The sequence below is a fragment of the Variovorax sp. YR216 genome (assembly GCF_900107745.1).
Taxonomy (GTDB): Bacteria; Pseudomonadota; Gammaproteobacteria; order Burkholderiales; family Burkholderiaceae_C; genus Variovorax.
In genome coordinates this window covers 405,653-421,439 of sequence record NZ_FNRO01000002.1, presented here as the reverse complement: position 1 = coordinate 421,439, position 15,787 = coordinate 405,653, and the positions used below count along the sequence as shown (strand labels likewise).

17 protein-coding genes are annotated in these 15,787 nt (G+C 66.0%); 10 read left to right on the top strand and 7 right to left on the bottom strand.

Annotated elements, in window-relative coordinates; all coding sequences use genetic code 11:
• Positions 1 to 4 precede the first annotated feature (4 nt).
• The gene (locus BLW05_RS06810; protein WP_093161298.1) at positions 5 to 871 is read right to left on the bottom strand and encodes an SPOR domain-containing protein; all 867 of its coding nucleotides are present in this window, start codon (positions 869 to 871) and stop codon (positions 5 to 7) included.
• A gap of 62 nt (positions 872 to 933) precedes the next feature.
• Positions 934 to 2,241 (bottom strand): bifunctional tetrahydrofolate synthase/dihydrofolate synthase, encoded by a 1,308-nt coding sequence (gene folC, locus BLW05_RS06805; protein WP_093161297.1) that lies wholly within the window; start codon positions 2,239 to 2,241, stop codon positions 934 to 936.
• A 34-nt stretch (positions 2,242 to 2,275) separates the two neighbouring features.
• On the opposite strand from folC, the gene BLW05_RS06800 reads away from it, so the two are divergent.
• From BLW05_RS06800 to argG, 4 genes are all read left to right on the top strand, one after another.
• The gene (locus BLW05_RS06800) at positions 2,276 to 2,629 is read left to right on the top strand and encodes an ArsC family reductase (protein ID WP_093161295.1); all 354 of its coding nucleotides are present in this window, start codon (positions 2,276 to 2,278) and stop codon (positions 2,627 to 2,629) included.
• A gap of 78 nt (positions 2,630 to 2,707) precedes the next feature.
• The gene (locus BLW05_RS06795; RefSeq protein ID WP_093161294.1) at positions 2,708 to 3,235 is read left to right on the top strand and encodes a hypothetical protein; all 528 of its coding nucleotides are present in this window, start codon (positions 2,708 to 2,710) and stop codon (positions 3,233 to 3,235) included.
• Between the two features lie 126 nt (positions 3,236 to 3,361).
• Positions 3,362 to 3,685, top strand: coding sequence for a pyrimidine/purine nucleoside phosphorylase (locus BLW05_RS06790; protein ID WP_093161292.1), 324 nt, complete (start codon positions 3,362 to 3,364; stop codon positions 3,683 to 3,685).
• A 14-nt stretch (positions 3,686 to 3,699) separates the two neighbouring features.
• Positions 3,700 to 5,031: an argininosuccinate synthase gene (gene argG, locus BLW05_RS06785; protein WP_093161291.1), complete on the top strand. Its 1,332-nt coding sequence runs from the start codon at positions 3,700 to 3,702 to the stop codon at positions 5,029 to 5,031.
• A gap of 101 nt (positions 5,032 to 5,132) precedes the next feature.
• Here argG and murB read toward each other — a convergent pair whose 3' ends face one another.
• Complete coding sequence (gene murB / locus BLW05_RS06780) at positions 5,133 to 6,185, bottom strand: UDP-N-acetylmuramate dehydrogenase (RefSeq protein ID WP_093161289.1); 1,053 nt, start codon at positions 6,183 to 6,185, stop codon at positions 5,133 to 5,135.
• Positions 6,186 to 6,261: 76 nt separating this feature from the next.
• Here murB and BLW05_RS06775 point away from each other — a divergent pair, with 76 nt between their 5' ends.
• Together BLW05_RS06775 and BLW05_RS06770 are read left to right on the top strand one after the other, a co-directional pair.
• The gene (locus tag BLW05_RS06775; RefSeq protein ID WP_093161288.1) at positions 6,262 to 6,747 is read left to right on the top strand and encodes a YajQ family cyclic di-GMP-binding protein; all 486 of its coding nucleotides are present in this window, start codon (positions 6,262 to 6,264) and stop codon (positions 6,745 to 6,747) included.
• Positions 6,747 to 7,403: a retropepsin-like aspartic protease family protein gene (locus BLW05_RS06770; protein ID WP_093161286.1), complete on the top strand. Its 657-nt coding sequence runs from the start codon at positions 6,747 to 6,749 to the stop codon at positions 7,401 to 7,403. Before BLW05_RS06775 ends, BLW05_RS06770 begins: the two co-directional genes overlap by 1 nt.
• A gap of 111 nt (positions 7,404 to 7,514) precedes the next feature.
• On the opposite strand, the gene BLW05_RS06765 is transcribed toward BLW05_RS06770, so the two are convergent.
• The 4 genes from BLW05_RS06765 to BLW05_RS06750 all read right to left on the bottom strand — a co-directional run bounded on the left by BLW05_RS06765 (position 7,515) and on the right by BLW05_RS06750 (position 10,213).
• Positions 7,515 to 7,868 carry a RidA family protein gene (locus BLW05_RS06765; protein WP_093161284.1) on the bottom strand — a complete coding sequence of 118 codons (354 nt, stop codon included), beginning with the start codon at positions 7,866 to 7,868 and terminating at the stop codon, positions 7,515 to 7,517.
• A gap of 9 nt (positions 7,869 to 7,877) precedes the next feature.
• Complete coding sequence (gene plsY / locus BLW05_RS06760) at positions 7,878 to 8,513, bottom strand: glycerol-3-phosphate 1-O-acyltransferase PlsY (protein ID WP_093161283.1); 636 nt, start codon at positions 8,511 to 8,513, stop codon at positions 7,878 to 7,880.
• A gap of 52 nt (positions 8,514 to 8,565) precedes the next feature.
• Positions 8,566 to 9,057: an aminoacyl-tRNA deacylase gene (locus tag BLW05_RS06755; protein WP_093161281.1), complete on the bottom strand. Its 492-nt coding sequence runs from the start codon at positions 9,055 to 9,057 to the stop codon at positions 8,566 to 8,568.
• 94 nt (positions 9,058 to 9,151) lie between these two features.
• Positions 9,152 to 10,213 (bottom strand): aldo/keto reductase, encoded by a 1,062-nt coding sequence (locus BLW05_RS06750; RefSeq protein WP_093161280.1) that lies wholly within the window; start codon positions 10,211 to 10,213, stop codon positions 9,152 to 9,154.
• Positions 10,214 to 10,296: 83 nt separating this feature from the next.
• Between BLW05_RS06750 and BLW05_RS06745 the strand changes: the two genes are divergently transcribed.
• The 4 genes from BLW05_RS06745 (at position 10,297) to pepN (ending at position 15,773) form a co-directional block, all read left to right on the top strand.
• Complete coding sequence (locus BLW05_RS06745; RefSeq protein WP_093161278.1) at positions 10,297 to 11,214, top strand: alpha/beta fold hydrolase; 918 nt, start codon at positions 10,297 to 10,299, stop codon at positions 11,212 to 11,214.
• Positions 11,215 to 11,305: 91 nt separating this feature from the next.
• Positions 11,306 to 12,410 (top strand): peptide chain release factor 2 gene (prfB, locus tag BLW05_RS06740; protein WP_143044783.1). Its coding sequence is split into 2 segments (ribosomal slippage): positions 11,306 to 11,386 and positions 11,388 to 12,410, totalling 1,104 coding nucleotides; the frame shifts between segments, so codons are not numbered across the junction.
• A complete protein-coding gene (locus tag BLW05_RS06735) occupies positions 12,410 to 13,096 on the top strand; it encodes an HAD family hydrolase (RefSeq protein WP_256330081.1) in 687 nt (228 codons plus the stop codon). Before prfB ends, BLW05_RS06735 begins: the two co-directional genes overlap by 1 nt.
• Entirely contained in the window at positions 13,083 to 15,773 is a 2,691-nt protein-coding gene (gene pepN, locus BLW05_RS06730; RefSeq protein WP_093161277.1) for an aminopeptidase N, read from the top strand. Before BLW05_RS06735 ends, pepN begins: the two co-directional genes overlap by 14 nt.
• Positions 15,774 to 15,787 lie beyond the last annotated feature (14 nt).

Sequence of the window (15,787 nt, the reverse complement as noted above, 5' to 3'; positions counted from 1 at the left end):
CAGGCTACAAGCTGAGGACGGCCGCCGGCAAAGACAAGCCCTTGACCTTGCTGGCCGCCTTGTCCGCCTCGGCACGCGAAGCGAAGGGCCCGACGCGCACCCGCGTGCGCTCGCCGTCGGACGTCTTCGCGACATTCGTATAGGTCTTGAGGCCGGCCTTTTCAAGCTTCTGGCGCACCTCCCTGGCCTTGTCCGAATCGGCAAAAGCACCGACCTGCACGACGAAGCGACCGCTGTCTTCTGCCGCGGCGGCCGGTTTCGCAGCCGTGGCGGTCGCGGTGGGAGACTTGCCTTCGAGCAAGGCGCGCGCCCGGTTGCCGTCATCGGAAGGCGCCGGCTTGGGGGTCGCGGTCTTGGGTTCGGGCTTCGGCTCCGACCTGGCTTCGGTCTTCGGCTCCTGCTTCGCCTTGGGTTCGGGCCTGGGCTCCGGCCTGGCTTCGGGCTTTGGTGGAGGCGCTGGCTCCGACTTGGCCTCGGGGGGTGGCGTCACGGCCGCCAGCTTCGAAGAAGGGATTTCGGTTCCGTCCGCGGCCTCGGTGATCACACCGTCGTCGCTGGACGGCACGGACGACGCGCTTGGCTTGCCGGTTGCGGCTGGAGCGGGTGCGGGGGTGGGCGGGACGACCAAGGGCTTGACCTTGTTCCGGTCCGGGATCTCGATCGGAATGTCGACGGCGACCGGTCGCGGCTGCGTGTCGAACAGCAGCGGAAAGCCGACGACGCCGATCAGCACCAGCACAGCGGCGCCGAGGAGCCGGTGCCGCGCCCGGCGGCGCATGGCTTCGATGCTTTCCGCCGGCGGTGCGGCGACGGCGGAATTTCGCCCTTCGTTGCCCTGAGGACCGCGTTCGCGGAACTTGAAGAACGCCATGAAATTCGTTTTCCTGATGGAGTGCAGCGTGAAGTGGAAAGAGCGCCGGAATTCAGGCTGATTCAGGAGCCGGACGACAGGTGCCTGGCCCGCAAGCGAGGGGTTCCGTGCTCGAGCACGCCACCCACGGTGAAGAACGATCCGAAGACCACGATTCTATCAGTGGGGTCCGCCCGATCGATGGCCGCCTGCAGCGCTTCCATGGGGGAGCGGTGCACGCTGCCGGCGACGTCGGTGCGCTTGTTTTGCGCCCGCCAGCGGGCGAGCAGGTCGTCCGCCTTTGCGGCGCGCGGCGTCGGTAGATCGGTGAAATACCAGCGGTCGATCATCGGCCCGATGCGCGCGAGGATCGGTTCCAGGTCCTTGTCGGCCATGACGCCGAACACGCCGTGCGTCGTCGGATAGAAGCCCATCGCATCGAGGTTCTCCGCCAGCGCCGCGACCGCGTGCGCGTTGTGCGCGACGTCGAGCACGAGCGCCGGCTCGCCCGGCACGATCTGGAAGCGCCCGGGCAGTTCCACCATCGCGAGGCCATTGCGCACCGCCTGCGCGGTGATCGGAAGACGCGGCCGCAGCGACTCGAGCGCGGCCAGCACGCCTGCGGCATTGACCAACTGATTGGCGCCCCGAAGCGCCGGATACGCGAGCCCGCTGTAGCGCCGGCCGCGGCCGCTCCAGCCCCATTGCTGCTTGTCGCCCGCAACGTTGAAGTCGCGCCCGACGAGCCAGAGATCGGCACCGATGGCATTGGCATGCTCGATCACGCTCTGCGGCGGCACGGGGTCGCTCACGATCGCGGGACGGCCCGCCCGCAGGATGCCGGCCTTTTCGCGCCCGATGCTCTCGCGATCGGGGCCGAGGTATTCCATGTGATCCAGGTCGATGCTGGTGATCACCGCGCAATCGGCATCGACGATGTTCACCGCATCGAGCCGACCGCCCAAGCCGACTTCCAGGATGGCCACGTCCGGCTTGTTCGCGGCAATGCACAGCAGGATGGCAAGCGTCGTGAACTCGAAATAGGTCAGGGCGACGTCGCCGCGCATGCGCTCGACGGTTTCGAAATGCTTCGCCAGTTCATCGCCGTCGACGGCCTCTCCGCGCAGGCGAAGACGTTCCTCGAAGCGCACCAGGTGCGGCGAGGTGAAGACAGCGGTGCGATAACCCGCATGCGCAAGGATCGACTCGAGCATCGCGCAGGTGGAGCCCTTGCCGTTGGTGCCGGCCACCGTGATCACGGGACACTCGAAGGAAAGGCCGACCTTTTCGGCGACGGCGCGGACCCGGTCGAGGCCGAGTTCGATGTTCTTGGGATGCAGGTGCTCGGCGTGCGCGAGCCAGTCGGCAAGGGTTTTCATGGAGCCCTGAATTGTCGCCGAGGAGCACCGCGGGCATCATCGGGGGATGACGACTCTCTATGGCATCCCGAACTGTGACACCGTGAAACGCGCCCGAACATGGCTCGACGAGCACGGCGTCGCCTACCGCTTCCATGACTTCAAGAAGGACGGCGTACCCGAGGCCGAACTCGATCGATGGCTGGAATCGCCGGGTTGGGAAGCTTTGGTCAATCGCCGCGGAACCACGTGGCGCCGCCTCGATGACGCCACCCGCGCAGCAGTCGTCGACGCGCCCTCCGCGCGAGCAGTTCTCCTGGCCAACCCCAGCCTCATCAAGCGACCGGTCGTTCAGTGGAACTCCGGGCGCAGCGTGACGACCGGGTTCGACGCAGCCCAGTGGAAAAGCCACGTTGTGTAAACGGTTGAACCCGGTCGACCGAACCGCGTCCAATCCCGTTACAGAGGCCACCGAGCCCATTTCAGGAGCTTTTTTGACATGAACACGAAGATGATTCGCAGGATCTCCGCCATTTCCGCGCTGGCCGCCGCACTCGGCGGTGCGGCCACGATGGCGCATGCGGAACAGGTGCAGGCGCGGGTGATCTCGTCGTCGCCGATCACCGAGCCCAATGGCAGCGTCAGCTACCACGTCACCTACGAATACGCCGGCCGCCAGTACACGACACAGACCAGTACCCCGCCGGGCGCAAGCATCTGGGTCGATGCCAACAGCTACGGCATCACGTCGCCCGTACCCGCGCAGCAGCAGTACGGACAGCAGCAGTACGCGCAACCGCAGGCGCCCGCTCCCCAGAACTGGGACCACGTCGTCCCCGAACAAGGCGTGGTGGTATCCGGCGGCGGCGCGGTCGCTCCCGCGCCGGTCTATGCCCAGCCGGGGCCCGTCTACGTGCAGCCGGCTCCGGTGTACTACCCTGCCCCGGCCTACTATCCGGCGCCTGGTTACGCCTATCCGCCCATCGGCATCTCGCTGGGCTTCGGCTACTCGCGCGGCTGGCGTTGAGCCCCACTGGCCGGGAGGGCCGGCCGGAAGCCTAAAATCACGGGCTTTCCAATCAACGCACGGGCGCGTCCTGCAAGGGGCGCGCCGCCGGATGCCCAGCGCAGCCGGGACCACGCCCTCCTATTCATGAGCACAACCGAATCCCTCCAGAACGTCTCGGTCACGACCAAGGCGAATGTGTACTTCGACGGCAAGTGCGTGAGCCACAGCCTCACGCTCGCCGACGGCACCAAGAAATCGGTCGGCGTGATCCTGCCGTCCACGCTCACCTTCAGCACCGGCGCGCCGGAGATCATGGAAGGCACGAGCGGCCGCTGCGAGTACAAGCTCTCCGGCACCGACACCTGGGTCGCCTCGGGCGTGGGCGAAAAGTTCAGCGTTCCCGGCGACTCGTCCTTCGAGATCCGCGTGAGCGGAGAGCCCTACAGCTACATCTGCCACTTCGGTTGAAACGGGATTCGAGCATGTCCACCATCCTTCAGAACGTCCCCGTCGGCCAGAAGGTCGGCATCGCCTTCTCCGGCGGCCTCGACACCAGCGCCGCGCTGCACTGGATGCGCAACAAGGGCGCCATTCCGTACGCTTACACCGCCAACCTCGGTCAGCCCGATGAGCCGGACTACGACGAAATCCCGCGCAAGGCAATGCTCTACGGCGCCGAGAAGGCCCGCCTGATCGACTGCCGCTCGCAACTCGCCGCCGAAGGCATCGCCGCGCTGCAGGCCGGCGCCTTCCACGTCACGACGGCCGGCCTCACCTACTTCAACACCACGCCGCTCGGCCGCGCGGTCACCGGCACGATGCTCGTGTCGGCCATGAAGGAAGACGACGTCAACATCTGGGGCGACGGCAGCACCTACAAGGGCAACGACATCGAGCGCTTCTACCGCTACGGCCTGCTGACCAACCCGGCGCTGAAGATCTACAAGCCCTGGCTCGACCAGACCTTCATCGATGAACTGGGCGGCCGCGCCGAAATGTCGGCCTTCATGCAGAAGGCCGGCTTCGCCTACAAGATGTCGGCCGAGAAGGCCTACTCCACCGACTCGAACATGCTCGGCGCGACGCACGAGGCCAAGGACCTCGAGCACCTGAACAGCGGCATGAAGATCGTCCAGCCGATCATGGGCGTCGCCTTCTGGAAGGACGAGGTCGAGGTCAAGCGCGAAGAAGTGACGGTGCGCTTCGTCGAAGGCCGCCCCGTCGCGATCAACGGTGTCGAATACGCGAGCCTGGTGGACCTGATCCTCGAAGCCAACCGCGTCGGCGGCCGCCATGGCCTCGGCATGAGCGATCAGATCGAGAACCGCATCATCGAAGCAAAGAGCCGCGGCATCTACGAAGCCCCCGGGCTCGCGCTGCTGTTCATCGCCTACGAGCGCCTGGTCACCGGCATCCACAACGAAGACACGATCGAGCAATACCGCGATCACGGCCGCCGGCTGGGTCGCCTGCTCTACCAGGGCCGCTGGTTCGATCCGCAAGCCATCATGCTGCGCGAAACCGCCCAGCGCTGGGTCGCACGCGCCGTCACCGGTGAAGTGACGATCGAGCTGCGTCGCGGCAACGACTACTCGATCCTGAACACCGAATCGCCCAACCTGACCTATCAGCCCGAGCGGCTGACCATGGAAAAGGGCGAGTCGACGTTCTCGCCGGCGGACCGGATCGGCCAGTTGACGATGCGCAACCTCGACATCACCGACACGCGCGACAAGCTGAGGATCTATACGCAGACCGGCCTCTTGTCGGCGAAGCAAGGCGCCTCGCTGCCCCAGCTGAAAAACGACGAGTAGCGCCAGGCCAGGAATACCGTGGAACCGGCTTTGCCGGGCCACTGGTATTGCCCCCGGCAGGGGGTTGGCGGCTACACGAAGTGAGCAAGCCTGGGGGCGAGCTAAACCACTACTGGTTCGGGCTCGAGCCGGATGCCGAAGCGCTCGTAGACGCTGGTCTGGATGGCCTTGGCCAAGGTCATCACTTCGCCGCCGGTCACGGGGTTTTCCTTGCCGCCTCGGTTCACCAGAACCAGTGCCTGGCGTTCATAGACGCCGGCGTTTCCTACCGACTTTCCCTTCCAGCCGCAGGCATCGATCAGCCAGCCGGCCGCCAGCTTGATGCTGCCGTCCGCCATCGGGTAGTGAACGATCTTCGGGTCGCGCGCGATGATGTCCGCGCACTGCTCCGGTGTCACGGTCGGATTCTTGAAGAAGCTCCCGGCATTGCCGAGCACGCGCCAGTCGGGCAGCTTCGCACGGCGGATCGCGCAGATCCAGTCGAATATCTCCATCGCGCTGGGCGAGAAGTTGCCGGTCTCGCCCATCTTGCGTTCGAGGTCGAGATAGCCGAGTTCCGGCTTCCACGGCTTGGGCAGCCGGAACCGCACCTTCGTGATCAGCGCTCGTCCGGCAAGACCGAAATCGTTCTCGCCCGCGCCGACGTGCTTGAACACCGAGTCGCGATAGCCGAAGGCGCACTGCGCCGCATCGAGCGTGAACGACCGGCCGGTTTCGATATCGATCGCGTCAAGCGAATCGAAGCGGTCCTGCAATTCAACGCCATAAGCACCGATGTTCTGCACAGGGGAGCCGCCGACCGTGCCAGGAATGAGCGCAAAGTTTTCAAGCCCGGGGTAGCCCTGATCCAGGGTCCAGCGCACTGTGTCGTGCCAGATCTCGCCGGCACCCGCCTCGACGATCCAGGCGCGCGAGGTTTCCTGCACCAGCCGCCGGCCCTTGATTTCGACCTTGAGCACCAGCGGCTTCACGTCGCCCGTCAATACGATATTGCTGCCGCCGCCGAGCACGAACTTTGGCGCCTCGCGCCATTTCCCATCCGCCAGCACCGCAGCCACATCGGCTTCCTCGCCGATACGCACGAGATGCTGCGCGCGCGCGACGATGCCGAAGCTGTTGTGCTGCTGCAGCGGTACGTTGTGCTCCACGATCATGGGAGAATTGTCGCATTCGTACGCCGCGCGGCACTGCGTGCGGCCCTCTTTTCATTCTGTTGCCGCCGGAGCCTTCATGCCGTCTTTCGACACTGTTTGTGAACCCAACCTGCCCGAGGTCAAGAACGCAGTGGAGAACACCGCCAAGGAAATCGCCACCCGTTTCGACTTCAAGGGCACCGCAGCCGCCGTCGAACTCAAGGACAAGGAAATCACCTTGACCGGCGACGCCGAATTCCAGCTCGTGCAGGTCGAGGACATCCTGCGCAACAAGCTCACCAAGCGCAGTGTCGACGTGCGTTTTCTCGACAAGGGCGACGTCCAGAAGATCGGTGGCGACAAGGTCAAGCAGGTGTTCAAGGTCAAGAACGGCATCGAATCCGAGACCGCCAAGAAGATCCAGCGACTGATCAAGGACAGCAAGCTCAAGGTGCAGGCCGCGATCCAGGGTGACGCGGTGCGCGTGACCGGCGCCAAGCGGGACGACCTTCAGGCAGCGATGGCGCTGATCAAGAAGGACGTGGCCGACCTGCCATTGACCTTCAACAACTTCCGAGACTGATGGCTCACCCCCAGGCTCGCGCACTGCTGGCCGCGGTCGTGGTCTCGGCCGCATGCGGCTTCGCGCATGCCCAGTCGGTCATGCTGACCGGCACCATCGGCAGCCGCGCGATCCTGATCGTCGACGGCAGCGCGCCGAAGACCGTGGCCGTCGGCGAGACCTTCCAGGGCGTCAAGCTCGTTGGCCTGCAGGGCGATCAGGCGACCGTCGAGTCGGGCGGCAAGCGTGTTTCGATTCGCATGGATACACCGGTCAGCATCGGTGGCGGTGGAGGCAGCGGCGCCGGCGGCACGCGCATCGTGCTGCCAGTCTCGAGCGGCGGGCACTTCATGACGCAGGGCGCGATCAACGGCCGCGCCGTGAGCTTCATGGTGGACACCGGCGCCACCGCGGTGGCGATGTCCGAAGCCGATGCGCAACGCATTGGCCTCGACTACACCAAGGGCCAGCCGGTGCAGATGAACACGGCGAACGGCACGGCGCGGGCTTATCGCGTGCGCCTCAATTCGGTGCGCGTGGGCGACGTCGAGGTGTATGACGTCGATGGGGTCGTCTCGCAGCTGCCGATGCCGTACATCCTGCTCGGCAACAGCTTCATCAGCCGCTTCTCGATGCGGCGAGATGCGGACCAGATGGTTCTAGAGAAGCGGTATTAGGCTAGCCCCCAGGCTGCGCGCACTTCGTGTCGCTTCGCCAACCCCCTACCGGGGGCAACTCCAGCGGCCCGGCAGAGCCGGTTTCGCGGTGTTTCTGGCATGTCATCGCTCTCAGATTGCAGCCGCTGTGACCACGATCTCGATCTTGTAGGCCGGGTTGGCCATCGCGGCCTGCACCGTCGCGCGCGGCGGCGTATTGCCGGCGGGGATCCAGGCGTCCCACACCTCGTTCATCGCGCCGATCTCGTTGATGTCGGCGAGGAAGATCTGCGTCATGAGGATGCGCGACTTGTCACTGCCGGCCTCGGCCAGGAGACGGTCGACCATCGCGAGCACCTGTGCGGTCTGGCCGCGGATGTCCTGCGTGGTGTCGTCGGGCACCTGCCCGGCAAGATAGATGGTGCCGTTGTGGACGGCGGTTTCGCTGAGACGCGGGCCGACGTGAAAACGCTGGATGGATCCCATGGCGTGCTCCTATTTCCTGGTTTTTGAACCGAGCTTCGACTCGGTGCCGGCAGCCAGCCGGCGGATGTTTTCGCGATGCCGCCAGATCAGCAGCAGGCTGATGGACACCAGCGACAGCAGCACCGTGAGATCCAGCGGCCATGCAATCCGGCCGCCGATCAGGTAGTAGGCCGGCGCAAAGAACGCCGCGACGATCGAGGCCAGTGACGAATAGCGGAAGAAGACGGCAATGATCAGCCAGGTGCAGCCTGTCGCCAGGCCCAGCAGCCAGTCGATCCCGACCAGCGCGCCCGCTGCCGTCGCGACGCCCTTGCCGCCCTGGAATCCGAAGAACACCGGGTAGAGGTGCCCCAGGAAGGCTGCAAGACCGGCCACCGCCGCGGTGCCCTGCCCCAGGCCCCAGTTCGCGCCGTAGTGATTGACCAGGAAGACCGGAACCCACCCCTTGAGCGCATCCAGCAGCAGCGTGGCCAATGCGGCCCCCTTGTTGCCTGAGCGCAGCACATTCGTGGCGCCCGGGTTCTTGCTGCCATAGCTTCGCGGATCGGCCATGCCGAGCGCCTTGCTGACGATGACCGCAAAGGACAGCGAACCCAACAGATACGAAAGAACGATCGCGACGATCGCAGGAAGGTAAGAACTCACGGTGTCTCCGGGCCGGCAAACCCGGCGGCTCGCCTCCCATCGAGGCAGCCGGCTATTCTGCCAGCGCGCACTGCACCGGTTTCGCATCCAGCAACTCGACGCACACCTGCGGGTCGATGCCGACCAGATAGCCGCGCCGTCCGCCATTGATGGCGATGCGCGGCAGGTCGAGGATGGTCGATTCGATATAGACCGGCATGGCGCGGCGCGTTCCGAAGGGCGAGGTGCCGCCGACCAGATAGCCGCTGTGGCGGTTCGCGACCTCCGGCTTGCACGGCTCCACCGACTTCGCGCCAATCTGCCGCGCGAGGTTCTTGGTCGACACGGTGCGGTTGCCGTGCATCAGCACGAGGAGCGGCTTGGCGTCCTGGTCCTGCATCACGAGCGTCTTGACCACGCTGAATGGATCCAGGCCGAGCACTTCGGCGCTGTGTTGCGCACCGCCGTGCTCGACGTATTCGTAAGGATGCTCGGTGAACGCGATGCCGTTCGCCCGCAACAACTGCGTTGCGGGCGTCTCCGAAACGTGCGTCTTCTTGCTCATGCGGCCGCCGCCGGGCCGCCCCAAGGCGGCCGCCCCTCCCCCTCGGGGGGTGGAGTTACACGCGCGAAGCGCGTGAAGAGCCGGGGGGCAGTTTTCATGCAGCAGGGTCGCGCATTTCCCAGCGGATCTTGTCGATTTCCGCCAGCAGTTCGGGCGACAGCGTGGTGCCCCAGGCGTCGAGGTCTTCGTCCAGCTGCGCCACCGAAGTCACGCCGATGATCGTGCTCGCCACCTGCCACTTGGTGTAGCAGAAGGCCAGCGCCAACTTTGCCGGCGTCATGCCGTGCTCGCGGGCGAGCGCGTTGTAGCGGCGGGCGGCCACCAGCGCGTCGGCGCGGCCCCAGCGCTGCTTGCGCACCGACTCATAGCTGGAAATGCGCGCGCCCTTGGGTGCATCCGGGCCTTCGGTGCCGCTCTGGTCGTACTTGCCGGTCAGCAGGCCGAAGGCGAGCGGCGAGTAGGCCAGCAGCGACACGCCGAGCCGGTGCATGGTCTCGTCGAGCCCGTTCTCCAGCGCACGGCTGATCAGGCAATAGACGTTCTGCACCGTCGCCACGCGCGGCAAGCCGTGCTGTTCGGCCAGGCGGACGAACTCGTGGACGCCGTACGGGGTCTCGTTCGACAGGCCGATCGCCCGCACCTTGCCGGCCTTGACCAGCTTGCCGAGCGCTTCGAGCTGCTCGTGGATCGAGGTGGCGGACCTTTCCTTCGTCGGGTCGTAGTAGATCGAGCCGAAGGCCGGCACGTGGCGCTCGGGCCAGTGGATCTGGTAGAGGTCGATCACATCGGTCTTGAGCCGCTTGAGGCTGGCCTCGCACGACGCGGCGATGTCCGCCGCCGTCATGCCGGAGCCTTCGCGCACCCATGGCATCCCGCGCGAGGGGCCGGCCACCTTGGTCGCCAGCACGATCTTCTGGCGCAGGCCCGGGTTCTTCGCGAACCAGTTGCCGATGATGGTCTCGGTCGCGCCGAAGGTTTCCTTGCGGGCGGGCACGGCGTACATCTCGGCCGTGTCGATGAAGTCCACACCGCGTTCGAGGGCGCGGTCCAGGATCGCATGGGCGGTGGGTTCGTTGACCTGCTCGCCGAAGGTCATGGTGCCGAGGCAGATCGGCGTGACATGGAGGTCGCTCTGACCGAGTTGGATTTTTTTCATGGCCGAAATGCTACCTGCTGGCCGATTGCCGTGTCGTCCACCGGACTGCCTCGCGGCCGGCTCATCCGTATCATTCGAGCCCGATGTACCAAGCCCTCCGCGTCTCCCGCAGCGAATTCGTCCCCGTGCGCAACCTGAGCTATCACGTGCGCCAGTGGGGCGAGCCCTCCACCGATCGGCCGCCGCTGATGCTCCTGCACGGCTGGATGGACGTCGCCGCGTCGTGGCAATTCGTGGTGGATGCCATGAAGGAGGAGCGATGGGTCGTCGCACCGGACTTTCGCGGTTTCGGGCTCACCGACGGCGGCAAGGTCGACAACTACTGGATGCCGGACTACCTGGCCGATCTCGACTGGCTGCTCGACCGTTACGCGGGCGACCGCCCCGTCGACCTCGTCGGCCACAGCATGGGCGGCAATGTCGCGATGCAGTATTCGGGCGTGCGGCCGCAGCGCATCCGGCGCCTGGTCAACCTGGAAGGCTTCGGCATGCCGGTGCTCAAGCCCGAGCAGGCGCCCGAGCGCTACGGTAAATGGATCGACGAGATCAAGCGCCTGCATCGCGGCGAAATGGACCTCGCGCGCTATCCGGCGGTCGACGGCGTCGCGCGCCGGCTCATGAAGACCAATCCGCGCCTTTCGCAGGACAAGGCCGACTGGCTCGCCGCGCACTGGTCGGTCGCCAGGCCGCACGCCGACGGCGGCGACCGCTGGGAAATCCTGGGCGATCCGGCGCACAAGATCATCAACGCGCACATCTTCCGGGTCGACGAGATGCTGGCGCTTTACGCTTCGATCACCGCGCCGGTGCTGGCCGTGGAGGCGTCCGACGACAGCCTCTCGCAGTGGTGGAAGGGCCGCTATTCGCTGGACGAATACCACGAGCGCCTGAAAAAAGTGCCCGACGTGCGCATCGCCCGGGTCGAGGACGCCGGCCACATGCTGCATCACGACCAGCCTGCCCGCGTGGCCTCGCTGATCGAGGAATTCTTCGCCGCCTGATGCCCCCGCGGGGGCCCCGCCATGCTGCGGACCCGGCCTTGCCCGGCATGAGAAAATGTCCGGTTTTCCCCGAACACCGTCAGGACACCCCATGGATGCAGAGCAAATCAACCAAATCGGCGCAACCCTTGCGGACCTGAGCGCCCGGACCGTCGATCTTCGGAGGTATCTTTGACTACGATGCCAAGGCCGAACGTCTGAGGACGGTCAACGCATCGCTCGAAGATCCGAACGTCTGGAACGATCCGAAGAAGGCCCAGGAACTGGGCAAGGAAAAGAAGTCGCTGGATGACGTGGTCGTCACCATCGACCGGCTGACCAGCGGCCTCTCGGACAACACCGAGCTTTTCGAGATGTCGAAGGAAGAAGGCGACATCGACGGCCTGCAGGCCATCGCCGACGACGCTGCCAAGCTCGAAGCCGACATCAAGCAGCTCGAATTCCGCCGGATGTTCAGCAATCCGGCCGATCCGCTCAATGCCTTCGTCGACATCCAGGCCGGCGCCGGCGGCACCGAAGCCTGCGACTGGGCCAGCATGCTGCTGCGCCAGTACCTCAAGTACGCCGAGCGCAAGGGCTTCAAGACGCAGATCGAAGACGAAACCCCAGGCGATACCGCCGGCATCAAGAGCGCCACGATCAAGGTGGAAGGCGACTATGCCTTCGGCCTGCTGCGCACCGAGACCGGCGTGCACCGGCTGGTGCGCAAGTCGCCCTTCGACTCGTCGGGCGGCCGCCACACGAGCTTTGCGAGCATCTTCGTCTACCCGGAAATCGACGACTCGATCGAGATCGAGATCAACCCGGCCGACGTGCGCACCGACACCTTCCGCGCCAGCGGCGCCGGCGGCCAGCACATCAACAAGACCGATTCGGCGGTGCGGCTCACGCACATCCCGACCGGCATCGTGGTGCAGTGCCAGGACGGCCGCAGCCAGCACAGCAACCGCGACGTCGCCTGGAAGCGGCTGCGCTCGCGCCTGTACGACCACGAAATGCGCAAGCGCCAGGAAGAGCAGCAGAAGCTCGAAGACAGCAAGACCGACGTGGGCTGGGGCCACCAGATCCGCAGCTACGTGCTGGACAACAGCCGCATCAAGGACTTGCGTACCAACGTCGAAATCTCGGCGACGCAGAAAGTGCTCGACGGCGACCTCGACCCGTTCATCGAAGCCTCGTTGAAGCAAGGCGTCTGATGAAAGGCGCGATGCACAAGGTGGAAGCCCTGATCTTCGACATGGACGGCACCATGGTCGATTCCATGCCGTGGCATGCCAAGGCATGGGTCGAATACGGGCGCCGCAACGATCTCGCGATGGACGTGCCGGACTTCATGCGCCGCACCACCGGCCGCACCGCATTCGAATGCGCGTGCGAGCTCATGGGGCGCGAAGTCACCGAGGCCGAGAGCGCCGAGATCACGCACGAGAAGGAATCGATCTACCGCGAGCTCTTCGGCGCCCAGTTCCGCGAGGTCGCGGGCTTCAGCGCCTTCGCCAGGTCGGCGGCAGCGCGCGGCCTGAAGATCGCGGTCGGCACCGCGGGCGACAAGCACAACATCGCCTTCACCCTTTCGAACCTGCGACTCGATCCGCATCCGCACGCGATCGTCGGCGGCGACGAGGGCCTGCCGGGCAAGCCCGAGCCGGCAATCTTCCTCGAGGCCGCGCGGCGCATCGGCGTCGCGCCCTCGCGTTGCGTCGTCTTCGAAGACGCCCCCTTCGGCATCGAGGCCGCCCGACGCGGCGGCATGATGGCCGTCGCCGTGTGCACCACCCACAGTGCCGCAGAACTCGCAGGGCCGCACGTCATCGCGGCCGTGCGCGACTACAACGAACTCGCCAACTCATACTTCCTGGAGACATTCGATGCTGTTGCGTGATGCCCAAGACCAGCCAGTCGCGATCCGTCGCGAGGACTACAGCGCGCCCGCCTACTGGATCGACACCGTCGACCTGACCTTCGACCTGGACCCGGCCAAGACGCGCGTGCTCAACCGCATGCGCCTGCGCCGCAACCCTCAAGTCGCGCCCGAACCCCTTCGCCTCGACGGCGACGAGCTGAACCTCGCGCGCGTGCTGGTCGACGGCCAGGGCGCGTCCTTCCGCATGGAAGCAGACCAGCTCGTGATCGACAACCTGCCCGATGCCTTCGAGCTGGAGATCTTCACCACCTGCTGCCCGAACAAGAACACCAAGCTGATGGGCTTGTTCGTGAGCGAGGACACCTTCTTCACCCAGTGCGAGGCCGAGGGCTTCCGCCGCATCACCTACTTCCTCGACCGTCCGGACGTGATGGCGAGCTACACCGTCACGATCCGTGCGGCGAAGGCGGCCTACCCGGTGCTGCTGTCGAACGGCAACCTCGTCGAGCAGGGCGACCTGCCCGAGGGCCGCCACTTCGCAAAGTGGGTCGACCCTTTCCGCAAGCCGAGCTACCTGTTCGCGCTGGTCGCGGGCAAGCTGGTGGCGCGCGAGCAGCGCATCAAGGCGCGCAGCGGCAAGGATCACCTGCTGCAGGTCTACGTGCGCGCGGGCGACCTAGACAAGACCGAGCACGCGATGAACTCGCTGATCAACTCGGTGATGTGGGACGAAGCGCGCTTCGGCCTCTCGCTCGACCTCGACCGCTTCATGATCGTCGCGACCAGCGACTTCAACATGGGCGCGATGGAGAACAAGGGCCTGAACATCTTCAACACGAAGTACGTTCTGGCCAACCAGGCGACCGCGACCGATGCCGACTACAGCAACATCGAAAGCGTGGTCGGCCACGAGTACTTCCACAACTGGAGCGGCGACCGCGTGACCTGCCGCGACTGGTTCCAGCTCTCGCTCAAGGAAGGCCTGACCGTCTTCCGCGACCAGGAATTCAGCCAGGACCTCTGCGCCGAGGCGTCGGCACGCGCGGTCAAGCGCATCGAGGACGTGCGCGTGCTGCGCACCGCGCAGTTTCCCGAGGACGCGGGCCCGATGGCCCACCCGGTGCGGCCGGACAGCTACATCGAGATCAGCAACTTCTACACCGTCACGATCTACGAGAAGGGTGCGGAAGTGGTGCGCATGATGCAGACGCTGGTCGGCCGCAAGGGCTTCGAGCGCGGCATCACGCTGTACTTCGAGCGCCACGACGGCCAGGCCGTCACTTGCGACGATTTCGCGCAGGCGATCGCCGATGCCAATCCCGATTCGGACCTCGCGCGCCTGCTGCCCCAGTTCAAGCGCTGGTACAGCCAGGCCGGCACGCCGCGCCTCACCGCGCACGGCGTGTACGACGCGGCCGCCCGCACCTACACGCTCAGTTTCGTGCAGAGCTGCCCGCCGACCCCGGGCCAGCCGGTCAAGGAACCCTTCGTCATCCCGGTCAACATCGGCCTGCTCGGCACGGACGGCCGCGAACTGCCGGTGCAGCTCGAAGGCGACGCCGAGGCCACCCACGGCACGCGCACGCTGGTGCTCACGCGCGCCGGCGAACAGCTGACCTTCGCCAACGTCGATGCCGAGCCGGTGCCGTCGATCCTGCGCGGCTTCAGCGCGCCGGTGATCCTCGACTACGAGTACAGCGACGCCCAGTTGCTCACGCTGCTGGCCAACGACACCGATCCCTTCAACCGCTGGGAAGCCGGCCAGCGTCTGGGCCTGCGCGCCGCACTGCGCGCGATCGCGACGCCTGGAGACGCGCATGAGCCGCCGCTGAACGATGCCTTCATCGAGGCGATGCGCAGCGTGCTGCGCCATCCGCAGCTCGATGCCGCGTTCAAGGAGCTGGTGCTGACGCTGCCGTCGGAAACCTACATCGCCGAGCAGCTCGACGTGGTCGATCCGCAGCGCGTGCATGCGGTGCGCGAGGCAATGCGCGCCCAGCTCGCAACCGCCCTCTTCGCCGACTGGGAGCACGCCTACGAGCAGAACCGCGACACCGGTGCCTACACGCCCGATCCCGTCTCTTCGGGCCGCCGCGCGCTCGCGGGCATGGCCCTGGTGAACCTGTGCCTGGCCGCACGCAGTTCCGGCGACGCGGTCTGGCCGGGCAAGACGCTGCAGCGCTTCAAGGACGCCGGCAACATGACCGACCGCTTCAACGCGCTCAACGCACTGGTCTCCTCGGGCCACGCGCTGGCCGCACAGGCGCTCGCGCGCTTCCACGAGATCTTCAAGAACGAAGCGCTGGTCATCGACAAGTGGTTCTCGCTGCAGGCCGGTGCGCCCGACCGCGGCGGCGACATCCTGCCGCTGGTCAAGCAGCTCATGAAGCATCCGGACTTCTCGATCAAGAATCCCAACCGCGCACGCAGCGTGATCTTCAGCTACTGCAACGCCAATCCGGGCGCCCTGCACCGCACGGATGCGGCCGGCTATGTGTTCTGGAGCGACCGCGTGATCGAGCTCGACGCGATCAACCCGCAGGTCGCCGCCCGCCTCGCGCGTGCGCTCGACCGCTGGAGCAAGCTCGCCGAGCCGTACCGCAGCGCCGCCCGCGAAGCGATCGCGCGCGTGGCCGCGCGGCCCGATCTCTCCAAAGACACCCTCGAAGTGGTCACACGCGCGCTGGCGATCTGACCCACCCCAAGGAA